This window comes from Niallia sp. Sow4_A1 (genome assembly GCF_052116745.1).
Taxonomy (GTDB): domain Bacteria; phylum Bacillota; class Bacilli; order Bacillales; family Cytobacillaceae; genus Niallia; species Niallia hominis.
This window is the reverse complement of the sequence record NZ_JBQKKM010000075.1, coordinates 1-14,862: the sequence shown is the minus strand read 5'-3', so window position 1 is coordinate 14,862 and position 14,862 is coordinate 1. Positions and strand designations below refer to the sequence as shown.

The window sequence follows — 14,862 nt, the reverse complement described above, 5'->3', positions numbered from 1 at the left end:
GTTACCTCGAAGGGCGCTTTTGCTTGATTTTGGGCTCAGAGACGACTCCTCTGTTACCTTGAAGGGCGCTTTTGCTTGATTTTGGGCTCAGAGACGACTCCTCTGTTACCTTGAAGGGCGCTTTTGCTTGATTTTGGGCTCAGAGACGACTCCTCTGTTACCTCGAAGGCGGCTTTTGCTTGATTTTGGGCTTAGAGACGCTTCCTCTTCCTCTATTACCACACCATATACCATTAACAAAAGAATCCCCATATGCAATCATCGACTAAATCAATGCTACATACGGAGATTCCTTCTTATTTTATCGCTTTAAAGCCGATGTCATTTCGATAAAAAACGCCATCGCTCTCTAATTTCTCTAGCTCTTTATATACTTTATCCTGTGCATCTTTTAAAGTATGGCTCTTGGCAGCAATTAATAAAACTCGACCGCCATCAGTTGTAAATGCCCCTGCTTCATTTAAGTTCGTTCCAGCATGAAAAATAGAGACATCTTCCATTTTGTCTAAGCCATGGATAACAACGCCTTTTTCATATGCCTCCGGATAGCCTTTTGACGCAATAACTACTCCTAGCATATCCTCTTCATACCATTCAATAGTTGGAGTGTCTCCATTTAATACAGACAAAATAACTTCCACTAAATCGGACTTCATGCGCGGTAAGATAACTTGTGTTTCTGGATCACCTAGTCTTGCATTAAATTCGATTACCTTTGGCCCTTTATCTGTAGCGATTAAGCCAGCATATAAAATGCCTGTAAATGTTCTGCCTTCTGCTATCATCGCTTTTGCAGTTGGTTTGACTATTGTTTCAATTGCCGTTTGCACGATTTCTGGATCGATGTGTGGAACAGGAGAATAAGCTCCCATCCCCCCTGTATTTGGCCCTTTATCTCCATCAAAGGCACGTTTATGATCTTGGGCAATTTCCAAAGGTATTACCGTATCTCCATCCACAAAGGACATTAAAGAAAATTCTTCGCCAGCTAAAAATTCCTCAATAACGACTGTTGCAGAAGCACTTCCGAATTTTTCGCCAACAAGCATTTCCTGGATGCTCTCTAGTGCCTCTTCCATGTTCATTGCAACAGTTACACCTTTTCCTGCTGCTAATCCGTCTGCTTTAATAACAATTGGTGCACCTTTTTCCTCAATATACGCTTTCGCCGCCTTATAATCAGAAAAAGTTTGGTATTCTCCAGTTGGAATTTGATATTTCTTCATTAAGTCTTTAGCGAATGATTTGCTTCCTTCTATTTCAGCGGCACGTTGATTTGGGCCAAAAACTTTTAAGCCAGCAGCTTGAAACTGATCAACCACCCCAAGAAGTAACGGTACTTCTGGACCTACAATAGTTAAATCAATCTTTTGCGTTAAGGCAAAATCGACCAGTTTCGCTACCTCTGTTTCTTCTATCGCAATACGTTCTGCGACATCGGTCATTCCAACATTTCCTGGCGCCACAAAAACAGTGTCCACTTTTTCACTTTCCCTTACTTTTGTACAAATTGCATGCTCCCGACCACCGCGGCCAATAACGAGTACTTTCATTCTCTTATATCCCCCAAGCTTAAAGATATTAATGTTTGAAATGTCTTACTCCTGTTAATACCATTGCAATTCCATATTCATTTGCTTTTTTGATGGAATCTTCATCACGAATACTTCCACCTGTTTGAATAATCGCTGTAACTCCTGCTTTGGCAGCCGCTTCAACCGTATCATCCATTGGGAAAAATGCATCAGATGCTAACACTGCACCCACTGCTTTCTCACCAGCCTGTTCTAAGGCAATTTTTGCAGACCCGACGCGATTCATTTGGCCAGCACCAACCCCAAGTGTCATTTCTTTGTTATTCACTACAATTGCATTTGATTTAACATGCTTAACGATTTTCCAGCCGAATTTAAGAGCTTCCCACTCTTCATCTGTAGGTTTCTTCTCTGTAGGGATTGTAATCGTTGCATCATCTAAAGAATAGCGGTCAAAATCTTGTGTTAATAATCCACCCTCAATAGAAGTGAATTTCATTTCTTTGCTGCCACCTGTTCCAAAAGGAATTGTTAATAAACGAATATTTTTCTTTCCTTGTAAAATGTCTAAAGCCTCTTGGGAATAAGAAGGGGCGATGACAATTTCCAAGAAAATTTCATGTAGTTTTTGAGCTGTCTCTGCATCTACTTCTCTATTTAACGCAATAATCCCACCGAAGATAGAAACTGGATCTGCTTCAAAAGCTTTTGTGAAAGCAGTAAAAATATCTTCTCCTGTTCCAACTCCACATGGATTACTATGCTTAATCGCAACTGCAGCAGGCTCTGCAAACTCTTTTACAATTTGGATTGCTGCATCTGCATCGTTGATATTGTTATAAGATAGTTCTTTTCCATGTAATTGAGTTGCATTAGCAATCGAGAAATCAGATCCAAGTGGTTTACGGTAAAATGCTGCCTTTTGATGTGGATTCTCTCCATAGCGCAAGGATTGCTTCAACTCATATGTAACTGTTAATTTTTCTGGTGTTTCTTCTTGCGTAAGCTCTGTCATATATTCTGCAATCATAGCATCATAAGCTGCTGTATGACGGAATACTTTTGCTGCAAGTCTTCGTCTCGTTTCAAACGATACTTCCTTATCTTGCTTTAATTCAGAAATAACGGTTTGATAATCAACAGGATCTACCACTACCGTTACATACTGGTGATTCTTTGCTGAAGCACGAAGCATTGTTGGTCCGCCGATATCTATATTTTCAATCGCATCTTCCACCGTTACATCTGGCTTAGCAATCGTTTGTTGGAAAGGATATAAATTAACACAAACGATTTGAATTGGGTCAATTTTATGCTCTTCTAATTGGGCAATATGGCTTGGCTCATTAAATTTCGCAAGCAACCCACCATGAATATACGGATTTAATGTTTTCACTCTTCCTTCTAGAATTTCAGGAAATCCAGTGACCTCGCTAACACTCATTACAGGAATCCCACTATCTTGAATTGCTTTTTTTGTTCCGCCTGTAGAAATTAACTCAAATCCTAATTCATGTAGCTCTTTTGCAAAATCTGTAATACCTGTTTTATCAGAAACACTAATTAACGCTCTTTTTTTCATCATTATTCCCCCTGATATTTCATGCCTGTTGATATCTTAAGTATGATGGTCTTTTTAGTTTATCTGTTCGTCTATTGATGGAATACTTCTTTTTTATGAAGTAAGTGTTGTATAACGCTTGGATAAAGTCGGTGCTCCAATGCTTGAATTTTTTCCTGAATGCTTTCTCTTGTTTCTTTGTCTGACAAAGTAATGGCCTCTTGGGCAATGATGGGGCCTGTATCCATTCCAGCGTCAACGTAATGAATCGTGATGCCTGTTTGCGAAACTTTAGCCTTTAATGCTTGGCCAATTGCGTCCTTGCCTGGAAAAGCTGGCAATAGCGACGGGTGAATATTGATAATTTTTCCAGAATAAGCTTGTAAAAGTGTTTCACCTATTAATCTCATATATCCTGCTAGAACAATTAAGTCAACTTCATTTGCTTTTAAATGCTTTAAAATCTCTCGTTCATAGTTTGCCTTTTCCTGATAATTCTTCGCTGCAAAAACAAAGGTAGGTATTTCTTCCTTCATCGCTCTATCAATAACAAAAGCTCCCGGTTTATCAGAGACTAATAGGGTAATAGAGGTATTTAGCTCCTCTCGTTTTACCGCATTTACTATTGCCTGAAAGTTTGAACCATTACCAGAAGCAAAAACAGCAATCCGCTTCATATACATTCCTCCAACACTATTTGAGGATGATATTTATTTCCCCGTCATCTGTTACTTTACCAATTGTATACGCCTTTTCCCCAATACGAGTAAAATGGTCAATTACTTGCTCCTCTTCTTCTTTGCTGACAGCAAGCACCATTCCAGTGCCCATATTAAAGATGTTATACATTTCTTTACGATCGATTTCACCAATTTGCTCCATTTTTTCAAAAACAGCTGGTACTTCCCAGTTTGATTCATCCAGTTCCATTCCGAAGCCTTCTGGAAGCATTCTTGGAATATTTTCGATAAAGCCGCCGCCAGTAATATGAGCAAGACCTTTAATCTCAAATTCCTTTAAAGCAGATAGCACTGATTTGACGTAAATTTTAGTCGGCTTGATCAATTCTTCTCCTAACGTACAACCGAATTCCTCGATATAATCAGATAGAGACATATTGGCTTTGTCAAAAAATAATTTTCGGACAAGAGAGTAGCCATTGCTATGAATTCCATTTGATGCTAGGCCAATCAATACATCTCCAGCTTGGATTTTTTCGCCAGTTACTAGCTTTTCTTTTTCACAAGCTCCGACAGCAAATCCTGCTAAATCATATTCTTCCTCATCATACATTCCTGGCATCTCAGCAGTTTCACCGCCAACTAAAGCACAGCCGGCTTGTTCACAGCCATCTGCAATTCCTTTGACAATCGCCTCGATTTTACTAGGGTCTGCTTTTCCACAAGCAATATAGTCAAGGAAATAGATAGGTTCTGCCCCTTGAACGACAATATCGTTCACACACATTGCCACAGCATCAATTCCAATTGTGTCATGCTTATCAAGCATAAAAGCAAGCATTAACTTTGTTCCTACTCCATCTGTCCCTGATACCAAAACAGGATTATTTAAATGAAGGACAGATAAATCGAACATGCCGCCAAATCCGCCTAATCCACCCATAACACCTGGACGAGTTGTTTTTTTCACATGCTTTTTCATTCTTGTCACTGCTTCATAGCCTGCCTCTATATTAACTCCTGCTTGTTTATAAGCTTCAGCCATTTTATGCCTCCTAAAATATCGAAAAGTCTAGTTTGATTCAGGTGGAAAAGCGACATTTATTCATGCCGCTTTTCTTTTATTTTTAACAGTTACAGAAGTATAATTTTTTTCATTCCATTTGGATCTTAGCTTCTTATCTTTATACTTTCTCGTATGGATGATCCGCGTTGGGATAAATTTCTGTTGGGTACCTACCAGTAAAGCAAGCAAGGCAATGTCCTCTATTTTCCCCATCATCTGTTCTGCCAATTGCATCAATCATTCCTTCTGTGCTTAGGAAGATAAGAGAGTCAGCTCCAATTAATTCACGAAGTTCTTCTACTGAATATTTCGATGCAATCAACTCTTCTTTTGTTGATGTATCAATTCCATAGAAGCAAGGATTTTTAATTGGTGGGGAACTGATTAGGACGTGCACTTCTGTTGCTCCTGCTTCTCTTAACATAGTCACAATACGTTTACTTGTTGTGCCACGAACGATTGAATCATCGACCATAATTACTCTTTTTCCTTCTACTACTCCGCGTACAGCAGAAAGCTTCATCTTAACACCTTGCTCACGAAGAGACTGGGAAGGCTGAATAAATGTTCGACCAACATAGCGATTTTTAATCAAACCAAGCTCATACGGAATACCAGTAGCTTCCGCATATCCGATTGCTGCTGAAATACTAGAATCCGGTACTCCAGTTACTACATCTGCTTCAATAGGTGCCTCGATTGCTAATCTTTTCCCAAGATTTTTACGAGCAGTATGCACATTGATTCCATTTATATTGCTATCCGGTCTAGAGAAATAAACATACTCCATTGTGCACATGGCAATATTAGAAGCGACAGAGAACATCTCTGAACGGAAGCCGTTGTCATCAATGATTAAAAGTTCGCCTGGTAAAATATCACGAACAAACTCCGCTCCGACTACGTCAAATGCACATGTTTCAGATGCAACAACATACGCATCTCCTAATTTTCCTAAAGAAAGGGGACGCATGCCATTTGGATCTAGGGCAACCATTAATTCTGTTTCCGTTAAGATAAGAAAAGCATACGCTCCTTTTATCATTGTCAGCGCATTTTTCACTCTTTCCTTAAATGCCGAAAAACCGCCTCTTCTAATTAAATGGGCAAGAACTTCTGTATCAGAGCTTGTTTGAAAAATACTTCCTTGTGCTTCAAGCTGGCTTTTTAAAGCTGTCGCATTTACCAAATTTCCGTTGTGGGCAAGTGCCATGCTTCCGCTTTGGAAATGGAACAGAAGAGGCTGGACATTTTCATATCCTCCGCCTCCTGCTGTTGCATAACGTACATGCCCAATTGCAGCTTTTCCAGACAATTCTTTAATTGCTTCTTGGGTAAAAATTTCGGAGACTAACCCTTCTCCTTTAATTCCTTTTAACTTTTCCCCATCTGTTGCTACAATACCAGTTCCTTCTTGGCCACGATGCTGTAGGCTATGCAGTCCATAATATGCTAATTGAGATGCATCCTCATGTCCCCAAACACCAAAAATGCCACATTCTTCGTTTAACCCTCTTATTTCAGCAAGCATGGAATTGCTCCTCTCCAGGCATCCATTAACGAATCAACCTGTTCATTTACTAGAATAGTTTCCCCTTGGCTTATGGTAAGAACGGCTGTATCTGTAACTTCTCCTACTAGTGTAGCAGGAACTAATTTTTCAAAAGTCTCTTTGTTTTCTGGTTTAATAGAAAGCAAGAAACGTGATTGTGATTCACTGAAAAGTGCTGTTACTGCATCTTCTTTAACATTAACTTTTGCTCCTAAGCCTTTTGAGCTAATTAAGCTTTCTGCAACAGCAACTGCCAAACCACCCTCAGCTAAATCATGAGCGGACTCAACAACGCCTGTGCGAATTGCTTCTAGAACTGCTTGTTGATAAGCTTTTTCCACTTCTAAGTCTAAGGAAGGTGCTTTTCCAGAAATAGATCCTTCTAGCATTTTTTGCAATTCACTTCCACCAAACTCTGCTTTTGTTTCTCCGAGCACATAGATTAAGTCCCCAGCTGCTTTAAAACTTTGTGTAGTGATATCTTTCGTATCTTTTACTAATCCAACCATTCCAATAACAGGAGTAGGGTAAATAGCTGTTCCATTCGTTTCGTTATATAAAGAGACATTCCCGCCGATTACTGGTGCATTTAATGCTAAGCAAGCTTCGCTAATTCCGTCTGCTGCTTTTTCAATTTGCCAGAAAATCTCCGGTTTCTCTGGATTTCCAAAATTCAAGTTGTCAGTAATAGCAAGTGGTTCTGCACCAGAACATACGATATTGCGAGCTGCTTCTGCTACTGCAATCTTGCCGCCTGTTTCTGGGTCTAAGTATAAGTATCTCGCATTACAGTCTGTTGTCATTGCTAAAGCTTTTTTCGTTCCGCGAATACGTACTACTGCTGCATCAGAACCTGGTGCAACTACTGTATTAGTACGAACCATATAGTCATATTGATCATAAACCCACTCTTTGCTTGCAATAGTAGGCTGCTTTAATAGATTAATAAGTGTTTCCCCATAGTTCTTTACAGTAGGAATATAGTTTTCCATCACTTGGAACTCCCGGTAATAAGCGGGTTCACTAGATGGCTTATGATAGACAGGTGCATCCTCTGCTAAAGCATCTGCTGGAACATTTGCTACTACTTCTCCCTTATGAAGAAGACGAAGCATTTTATCATCTGTTACAACACCAATTGCTACTGCCTCTAAATCATATTTATGGAAAAGATCTTTGATTTCCTGTTCTCTTCCTTTTTTCACAACAATCAACATACGTTCTTGTGATTCAGAAAGCATCATTTCATAGGCAGTCATTCCTGTTTCACGCTGTGGAACTAAGTCTAAATTCATTTCAATACCAGAACCTGCTTTACTTGCCATTTCTGCACTAGAGCTTGCCAGTCCTGCAGCACCCATATCTTGAATACCAACTAATGCATCTGATTGAATCAATTCAAGACACGCTTCAAGAAGAAGCTTTTCCATAAATGGATCTCCTACTTGAACAGCAGGACGCTTTTCATCGGAGTTCTCTGTTAATTCTTCAGAAGCAAATGTCGCACCATGAATACCGTCACGACCTGTTTTTGCACCAACATACATTACCGTATTACCAACACCGTGTGCCTGGCCTTTTTTAATATCCTCATGATTAATTAAACCAACACACATTGCATTAACAAGCGGGTTGCCTGCATAGGAATCATCAAAAGCAATTTCTCCGCCAACTGTCGGAATACCAATACAGTTACCATAGCCAGCAATTCCTGCAACTACTTCTTTAAATAGATATTTCGTACGTTCATTATCCAATTCTCCAAATCGTAAAGAGTTAAGAATAGCAATTGGTCTTGCCCCCATCGAGAATACATCACGGATAATTCCACCTACACCTGTTGCAGCTCCTTGATATGGTTCAATAGCTGATGGATGGTTATGGCTTTCGATTTTAAACGCTACCGCTTGGCCATCGCCGATATCTACAATCCCTGCACCCTCACCAGGTCCTTGTAATACTTGAGGTCCTGTTATCGGAAACTTCTTTAATACAGGCTTAGAGTTTTTATAACTACAATGTTCTGACCACATAACGGAAAATAACCCGATCTCTGTATAGTTAGGAAGGCGACCAAGAATTCCTTCTACCATCGCAAACTCTTCATCCGTCACACCCATTTGTTTGTAAATTTCTTCTGATTTAATTTGTTCTGGACTTGGCTCAAAGCTGAACGACATTTGCTTCCCTCCACTGACTAACGATTGATTTAAATATTTTCAGACCATCTGCTCCACCTAATAGCTCATCTACTGCTCTTTCTGGATGTGGCATCATGCCAAGGACATTTCCTTTTTCATTTGTGATTCCAGCAATATTTTCTAAACTTCCGTTTGGATTTGTACCATTATAAGTAAAGACAATTTGATTATTTGCTTTTAAGTTGGCTAATGTTTCTTCATCACAGTAGTAATTGCCTTCTCCGTGCGCAATCGGGACAGTGATTACTTCGTTTTCCTTATATGCAGAGGAGAACATCGTATTATTATTTGCTACCTGTAGTTCAACTGGCTTACAGATAAACATTAAACTTTCATTTCTTCTCATTGCACCAGGCAGTAAACCTGCTTCTAATAATATTTGGAATCCATTACATACACCAAGAACTGGTTTGCCTGCTTCTGCTGCTTTCACTACTTCTTTCATTACATTACTGAATCTTGCAATCGCTCCTGTACGAAGATAGTCACCATAAGAGAATCCTCCAGGTAGCAATATTCCGTCAAATCCTTCTAAACTATCTGTATCATGCCATACATATTCTACTTCTTCTCCAAGCTCATCCTTTACCGCATGGAACATATCAACATCACAATTGGATCCTGGAAATACGATTACTGCAAACTTCACTGTGCAACAACCTCCTCCACCTCATAGCGGTAATCCTCAATTACTGTATTAGCAAGTAGCTTTTCACACATTTCCTTCACTAGCTCATCTATATTTCTTTCTGATTTATCAATTGTTAATTCTAGGTATTTACCGATACGTACATCTTCTACTTCTTTATAATTTAACGAATGCAAAGATCCCTTCACTGCATTACCTTGTGGATCTAATACACTTTCTCTCAATGTGATATATACTTTAACCTTAAACATGTTGACTTCCCCCTAGTCTCGCTAAAATATTTTCGTATGCATCTGTTAGATTACCTAAATCACGACGGAATACATCTTTATCTAATTTCGCATTTGTTTCTTTATCCCAAAGTCGGCATGTATCTGGCGAAATTTCATCAGCAAGAAGAATATTTCCATCTTTGTCTTTTCCAAATTCTAATTTGAAATCTACTAAGTTAATTCCCAGTTCACCAAAAAATTTGCTTAATACTTCGTTTACTTCTAGTGCCTTTTTCTTTAAAAATGCAACTTCCTCTGTTGATGCAAGCTTTAATTCTTCGATATGGTCTTCCGTAATCATTGGATCCCCTAGTGCATCATCCTTGTAGTAAAATTCAACCAATGGCTTTGATAACGGATTGCCCTCTTCTATTCCTAATCTTTTTGAAAAACTTCCCGCTGCTAGATTACGAACAACTACTTCTAATGGGATAATATCCACTTTCTTTACAAGCTGTTCCGTTTCGGACAATTTTTCGACAAAATGTGATGGAATACCAAAGTCTTTTAACTTTAAGAATAGTAAACTAGTAATCTCATTGTTTAATCGACCTTTGCCTGTTATAGTCGCTTTCTTCTCACCATTAAAGGCAGTAGCGGAATCTTTATATTCCAGCCAAACAATATCCTCATCTGAAGTTTTATACACTCTTTTTGCTTTTCCTTCATACAATAAAGCTCTCTTTTCCATTTGAAGAGTCTCCTTATCAAAAAAATTAGGGATAAAACGAAAAATTCTTACTTGCGCTATCTTGCTTAAAATTCGGTATATTCAGTTTCAACTGTTTGTAGTAGAGCTGTCATTTTATGTGACAGCTCTTATTTTTTTATAATCCAAGACGATCAAAAATCGTATCAACATGTTTAATATGGAAGTGATAATCAAAGCAATCATCAATTTCTTCTTTTGTTAACTTAGAAGAAATTACTGCATCGCTATCTACTAGCTGACGGAACGGTACTTGCTTTTCCCAAGATTCCATTGCCCTAGGCTGTACAGTGTCATACGCTTCTTCTCTTGTAAGCCCCTTATCAATTAGCGCAAGTAATACTCGTTGTGAGTAAATTAAACCAAGCGTACGATCCATATTACGCTTCATGTTATCAGGGAATACAGTTAGGTTTTTCACGATATTGCTGAAACGGTTTAACATATAATTCAATGCGATCGTTGCATCTGGAATAATGATACGCTCTGCAGAAGAATGGGAAATATCTCTTTCATGCCATAATGGGACATTTTCATACGCTGTTAGCATATAACCACGAATAACACGTGCAAGACCTGCCATGTTTTCTGAACCGATTGGGTTACGTTTATGCGGCATAGCAGAAGACCCTTTTTGTCCTTTAGCGAAAAATTCTTCTACCTCTCTTGTTTCACTTTTTTGCAATCCACGAATTTCCACTGCGAATTTTTCAATAGAAGTAGCGATTAAAGCTAGAGTAGACATATAATCCGCATGACGATCACGTTGCAACGTTTGCGTAGAAATCGGTGCTGGTTTTAATCCTAATTCTTCACATACATATTGCTCCACAAAGGGATCAATATTAGCATAAGTTCCTACCGCACCGGAAATCTTGCCATATTCAATTCCTTCAGCTGCTGCTTTAAATCTTTCAAGGTTACGTTTCATTTCTTCATACCATAGGGCAAGCTTTAGGCCAAAAGTAGTTGGTTCAGCATGAACTCCATGTGTACGCCCCATCATAACGGTGTATTTATGTTCTTGTGCTTTATTCTTCAAAACTTCAATAAAGTTCTCTACATCTTTTAATATAATCTCATTTGCTTGTTTAATTAAGTATGAAAGTGCTGTATCAACAACATCTGTAGAAGTTAAACCATAATGTACCCATTTTCTTTCTTCTCCTAGTGTTTCAGATACTGCTCTTGTAAATGCTACAACATCATGTCTTGTATCTAGCTCAATTTCTTTAATGCGCTCGATATCAAACGAAGCATTTTCGCGGATCTTTTTAACATCTTCTGCTGGGATTTCACCAAGCTTCACCCAAGCTTCACATGCCAAAATTTCTACTTCTAACCATGCTTTAAAGCGATTTTCCTCTGTCCAAATGTTTCCCATTTCTGGTCTTGTGTAACGATCGATCATTGTTTATCCTCCGATTTTTTCTGTCTGCACATTCCATACGTTTGTATTCTCGATTTCATCTAATGCTATTTCAACAGATGAGCGAAGTAAGGTTGCATGCCCCATTTTCCTATTTTCCTTTGGTTCCAGTTTTCCATAAAGATGAATTTTCCAATCCTGTAAATCAGGAATCCTATCAATCATCTGTCCTTGATGTTGACCGAGAATATTAACCATGACAGCAGGTCTTAATAGTCTAGTGCTCGCTAACGGCCAATTACACACCGCACGGATATGCTGTTCAAACTGTGAAGTCTCGCACGCCTCAATTGTATAATGCCCAGAATTATGTGGTCTAGGAGCCAACTCATTAATATAAATCTCTTCGTCTTCTGTCAGGAACATTTCTACTGCTAGTGTTCCTACTAAATGTAGATTCTCAGCAAGCTTACTTGCTTTTTCAATCGCTAAGTCTTTTGCCACGTCGCTAATTCGAGCCGGAACGATTGATTCATGCAAAATATTATTAAGATGGATATTTTCACTAACTGGAAAAACAGTAGCCTCTCCCTTTCCACTTCTAGTGATAATAACCGATATTTCCTTATTAAAAGGAATCCATTTTTCTAATACACAAACTCCATTGTTTAAAAGCTTTTCCGCTTCTGTTATTTGACTGCTTTCTTTAATAACATATTGGCCTTTTCCATCATAACCTCCACGGGCTGTTTTTAAAACAGCTGGATAGCCTAATTGTGCTAAACCACTATAAATATCACTTGTTTTTTCAACAACTACATATGGAGCTATCTTAACTCCAGCTTGCTCTATTGCTTTTTTTTCCTTTACTCGATCCTGTGTAATTTCAAGAACAGCAGAACCTTGTGGAACGTTAGCATTATTGGTTAACCAATCTAGACAAGCTGCATCTATATTTTCAAATTCATAAGTTATTACATCACTTACTTCTGCTAATTTTTTTATAGCTGATAAACTATCATAGGCATCGATAATTTTATAATCAGCTACTTGCCCACAAGGAGAATCTTCGGTTGGATCTAATACTGCAATTCTAAACCCTTGTGCTTTTGCAGCGATTGCCATCATTCGTCCTAACTGACCGCCACCTATAATACCAATTGTTTGACCTGGCAGTATTACTTTATTAGACAAGCTCATCACTACTTTCCATTACTTCTTTTTTTGTTCTTTCTCTCATGGAAAAAAGTCTTTCTGCTAATTCTAAGTCTGTAGCACCTAGTATTTGGGCTGCAAGAAGTCCTGCATTCGTCGCACCAGCTTTACCAATTGCTACAGTAGCAACTGGCACTCCACCAGGCATTTGTACAATTGATAATAGAGAATCCAGTCCATTTAAAGCTCTTGATTGAACAGGAACTCCTATAACAGGCAAAGTTGTCTTAGCCGCAATCATGCCTGGAAGATGTGCCGCTCCACCTGCTCCGGCAATAATTACTTTCATTCCTCTATCTCTCGCGCTTTCGGCATATTCAAACATTAAGTCAGGAGTACGATGAGCAGAGACCACTTTTTTCTCGTAATCTACTTCCAGTTGATCTAATATTCCACACGCATGCTTCATTGTTTCCCAATCTGATTTACTCCCCATGATAACACCAACAGATGCGGTCATGTTCTCCCTCCTGATTCCATTTAAAAAGCCCTAGCCAGAACACTTTTCTACACTAAAAGAGAGAAAGTATCTGTCCAGAGCTTAAATAAACCTGAATAAAGTATACTCTACTTTTTTCAGCTCGTTTTCATTCACTTTCCCTCATAGTCCAGTATTTTACGGTTACCGGGTAGAAACTTATGGGCCATATTCCCATTATTATATGAGGGCTATTTAATTTATTTTATTTCCGTCTTTTTTAATTAACACTATACCATCTTAACAAGCATATTTATATATTGTCAACAGTAAATGTCGAACAATTAATATAAATATGATTTTATTGTTCGTGATTTAACCTTCTAGCTGTATTGCTTCAAAGATAATTTGTTGTGATACTGGCTCATAAGACATTTGACCATTCACCTTTATTTCCTTAAAAACCGGCTTTTCCATCCGTTTTATTGGCGTATAACCTTCCTTCTTCATTCTTTCTAGACAATCATTAATCGTCTCATTTATTTGTACTTCAAATCTTTTTTTCTTACTCATTAAACAATTTTCCTTTCTTAACACTTTTCACCCAGAATCCACCATAAATCGCTTTTGGCTCATATGCAATTATAAATGCTTTTGGGTCCAACTCTTTAATTGTCTGATATAATTTTAATTCATATTTTCGAGGAGTCAATATTTGCAAAGACATACGATCGCCTTCTAGCCCCTGTGCAGCCCAAGTTGTTACACCATATCCTTTAGTTCTTAAAGAATTAGGCAAATCTCTATCATATTCCTTTGTTATAACATTAACTGTTATATATCCTAAAGCTAGCTTCTCCTCAATTTTCATTCCAACAATTACTCCTATACCATATCCGATAGCATAGGCAACTAAGTTCTGAATTTGATCCAAATTATCCAAAACCAACCCTAAACCTATAACATAAATGACTACCTCTATCATGCTGATAAATGCAGCTAAATAACGTTGGCCCTTTAAAGTTAAAATCATTCGTATCGTAAAAAAAGAAACGTAGACAATATTGATTATGAGAATAATCAATACCATCGTAACACTATTTTCAAGCATGTATTTGCTCACTCCCATATGTATTTACTATTCCTATATTATACTTATAATTACCTAATAAGAAAGAAGTAAACAATTTTATATTCTTCAATAAAAGACAGATAAATCTGAAAATATATATAATAGAAGAAAGTCGGTTTTTTTTTGAAAAAACTCACTAATATTGTGGCTGATTTCTTCATTTATTTTAGTAAGGAGATATATAATTGTTAACTCCATTATTTGATGTTTAAGTACGAAGTAATAGGATGAATTAGCGAAATGAAGTAGCTATGTCCCCAATTTAATATATTGTCTAAAGTCACAAAGATATAATCTATTACTCATCACTAGTTAGCGCATCTGTTCTGATTTAGTATTTTATTTACGTAAAAAAAGACCTAAAAGCAATAAAGCTTTTAGGTCTTTTAGTGGCCTGGCGACGTCCTACTCTCACAGGGGGAGAACCCCCAACTACCATCGGCGCTGAGAAGCTTAACTTCCGTGTTCGGTATGGGAACGGGTGTGACCTTCTCGCTATCGCC

The 14,862-nt window shown here is 38.1% G+C and carries 14 protein-coding genes, 1 rRNA gene and 1 riboswitch; all 15 genes read right to left on the bottom strand.

Annotation, left to right across the window (positions count from 1 at the left end; translation table 11 throughout):
• Positions 1-296 precede the first annotated feature (296 nt).
• The gene (gene purD / locus ACTQ5K_RS24050; RefSeq protein ID WP_031539683.1) at positions 297-1,553 is read right to left on the bottom strand and encodes a phosphoribosylamine--glycine ligase; all 1,257 of its coding nucleotides are present in this window, start codon (positions 1,551-1,553) and stop codon (positions 297-299) included.
• 28 nt (positions 1,554-1,581) lie between these two features.
• The gene (gene purH, locus ACTQ5K_RS24045) at positions 1,582-3,117 is read right to left on the bottom strand and encodes a bifunctional phosphoribosylaminoimidazolecarboxamide formyltransferase/IMP cyclohydrolase (protein WP_081836717.1); all 1,536 of its coding nucleotides are present in this window, start codon (positions 3,115-3,117) and stop codon (positions 1,582-1,584) included.
• 71 nt (positions 3,118-3,188) lie between these two features.
• On the bottom strand, positions 3,189-3,773 hold the full coding sequence (gene purN / locus ACTQ5K_RS24040; RefSeq protein WP_031539688.1) for a phosphoribosylglycinamide formyltransferase: 585 nt from the start codon (positions 3,771-3,773) through the stop codon (positions 3,189-3,191).
• Positions 3,774-3,789: 16 nt separating this feature from the next.
• Entirely contained in the window at positions 3,790-4,821 is a 1,032-nt protein-coding gene (purM, locus tag ACTQ5K_RS24035; RefSeq protein WP_031539691.1) for a phosphoribosylformylglycinamidine cyclo-ligase, read from the bottom strand.
• A 139-nt stretch (positions 4,822-4,960) separates the two neighbouring features.
• Positions 4,961-6,373, bottom strand: coding sequence for an amidophosphoribosyltransferase (gene purF, locus ACTQ5K_RS24030; RefSeq protein ID WP_048718351.1), 1,413 nt, complete (start codon positions 6,371-6,373; stop codon positions 4,961-4,963).
• Positions 6,358-8,574 carry a phosphoribosylformylglycinamidine synthase subunit PurL gene (gene purL, locus ACTQ5K_RS24025; RefSeq protein WP_235252047.1) on the bottom strand — a complete coding sequence of 739 codons (2,217 nt, stop codon included), beginning with the start codon at positions 8,572-8,574 and terminating at the stop codon, positions 6,358-6,360. The genes purF and purL overlap by 16 nt, the downstream gene beginning before the upstream one ends.
• Positions 8,558-9,244, bottom strand: coding sequence for a phosphoribosylformylglycinamidine synthase subunit PurQ (gene purQ, locus ACTQ5K_RS24020; protein WP_235252046.1), 687 nt, complete (start codon positions 9,242-9,244; stop codon positions 8,558-8,560). The genes purL and purQ overlap by 17 nt, the downstream gene beginning before the upstream one ends.
• Positions 9,241-9,495 carry a phosphoribosylformylglycinamidine synthase subunit PurS gene (gene purS / locus ACTQ5K_RS24015; protein ID WP_016205034.1) on the bottom strand — a complete coding sequence of 85 codons (255 nt, stop codon included), beginning with the start codon at positions 9,493-9,495 and terminating at the stop codon, positions 9,241-9,243. The genes purQ and purS overlap by 4 nt, the downstream gene beginning before the upstream one ends.
• Positions 9,488-10,207, bottom strand: coding sequence for a phosphoribosylaminoimidazolesuccinocarboxamide synthase (gene purC / locus ACTQ5K_RS24010; RefSeq protein ID WP_235252045.1), 720 nt, complete (start codon positions 10,205-10,207; stop codon positions 9,488-9,490). Before purC ends, purS begins: the two co-directional genes overlap by 8 nt.
• Positions 10,208-10,343: 136 nt before the next feature.
• Positions 10,344-11,636, bottom strand: coding sequence for an adenylosuccinate lyase (gene purB, locus ACTQ5K_RS24005; protein ID WP_048718358.1), 1,293 nt, complete (start codon positions 11,634-11,636; stop codon positions 10,344-10,346).
• A gap of 3 nt (positions 11,637-11,639) precedes the next feature.
• Positions 11,640-12,794, bottom strand: a complete 1,155-nt coding sequence (purK, locus tag ACTQ5K_RS24000; protein ID WP_192840952.1) for a 5-(carboxyamino)imidazole ribonucleotide synthase — start codon at positions 12,792-12,794, stop codon at positions 11,640-11,642.
• A complete protein-coding gene (gene purE, locus ACTQ5K_RS23995) occupies positions 12,781-13,269 on the bottom strand; it encodes a 5-(carboxyamino)imidazole ribonucleotide mutase (protein WP_048718360.1) in 489 nt (162 codons plus the stop codon). Before purE ends, purK begins: the two co-directional genes overlap by 14 nt.
• A 124-nt stretch (positions 13,270-13,393) precedes the next feature.
• Positions 13,394-13,495, bottom strand: a riboswitch (purine riboswitch).
• A 107-nt stretch (positions 13,496-13,602) separates the two neighbouring features.
• A complete protein-coding gene (locus ACTQ5K_RS23990) occupies positions 13,603-13,800 on the bottom strand; it encodes an NETI motif-containing protein (RefSeq protein ID WP_048718362.1) in 198 nt (65 codons plus the stop codon).
• Positions 13,793-14,338 carry a DUF2179 domain-containing protein gene (locus ACTQ5K_RS23985; RefSeq protein WP_048718364.1) on the bottom strand — a complete coding sequence of 182 codons (546 nt, stop codon included), beginning with the start codon at positions 14,336-14,338 and terminating at the stop codon, positions 13,793-13,795. Before ACTQ5K_RS23985 ends, ACTQ5K_RS23990 begins: the two co-directional genes overlap by 8 nt.
• A gap of 413 nt (positions 14,339-14,751) precedes the next feature.
• Positions 14,752-14,862: ribosomal RNA gene (gene rrf, locus ACTQ5K_RS23980) — 5S ribosomal RNA — on the bottom strand; the annotation flags it as partial.

Coding starts and splice junctions, on each gene's coding strand:
- purD (WP_031539683.1), bottom strand. CDS start 1,553: ATGAAAGTACTCGTTATTGGCCGCGGTGGTCGGGAGCATGCAATTTGT.
- purH (WP_081836717.1), bottom strand. CDS start 3,117: ATGAAAAAAAGAGCGTTAATTAGTGTTTCTGATAAAACAGGTATTACA.
- purN (WP_031539688.1), bottom strand. CDS start 3,773: ATGAAGCGGATTGCTGTTTTTGCTTCTGGTAATGGTTCAAACTTTCAG.
- purM (WP_031539691.1), bottom strand. CDS start 4,821: ATGGCTGAAGCTTATAAACAAGCAGGAGTTAATATAGAGGCAGGCTAT.
- purF (WP_048718351.1), bottom strand. CDS start 6,373: ATGCTTGCTGAAATAAGAGGGTTAAACGAAGAATGTGGCATTTTTGGT.
- purL (WP_235252047.1), bottom strand. CDS start 8,574: ATGTCGTTCAGCTTTGAGCCAAGTCCAGAACAAATTAAATCAGAAGAA.
- purS (WP_016205034.1), bottom strand. CDS start 9,495: ATGTTTAAGGTTAAAGTATATATCACATTGAGAGAAAGTGTATTAGAT.
- purC (WP_235252045.1), bottom strand. CDS start 10,207: ATGGAAAAGAGAGCTTTATTGTATGAAGGAAAAGCAAAAAGAGTGTAT.
- purB (WP_048718358.1), bottom strand. CDS start 11,636: ATGATCGATCGTTACACAAGACCAGAAATGGGAAACATTTGGACAGAG.
- purK (WP_192840952.1), bottom strand. CDS start 12,794: ATGAGCTTGTCTAATAAAGTAATACTGCCAGGTCAAACAATTGGTATT.
- purE (WP_048718360.1), bottom strand. CDS start 13,269: ATGACCGCATCTGTTGGTGTTATCATGGGGAGTAAATCAGATTGGGAA.
- ACTQ5K_RS23990 (WP_048718362.1), bottom strand. CDS start 13,800: ATGAGTAAGAAAAAAAGATTTGAAGTACAAATAAATGAGACGATTAAT.
- ACTQ5K_RS23985 (WP_048718364.1), bottom strand. CDS start 14,338: ATGCTTGAAAATAGTGTTACGATGGTATTGATTATTCTCATAATCAAT.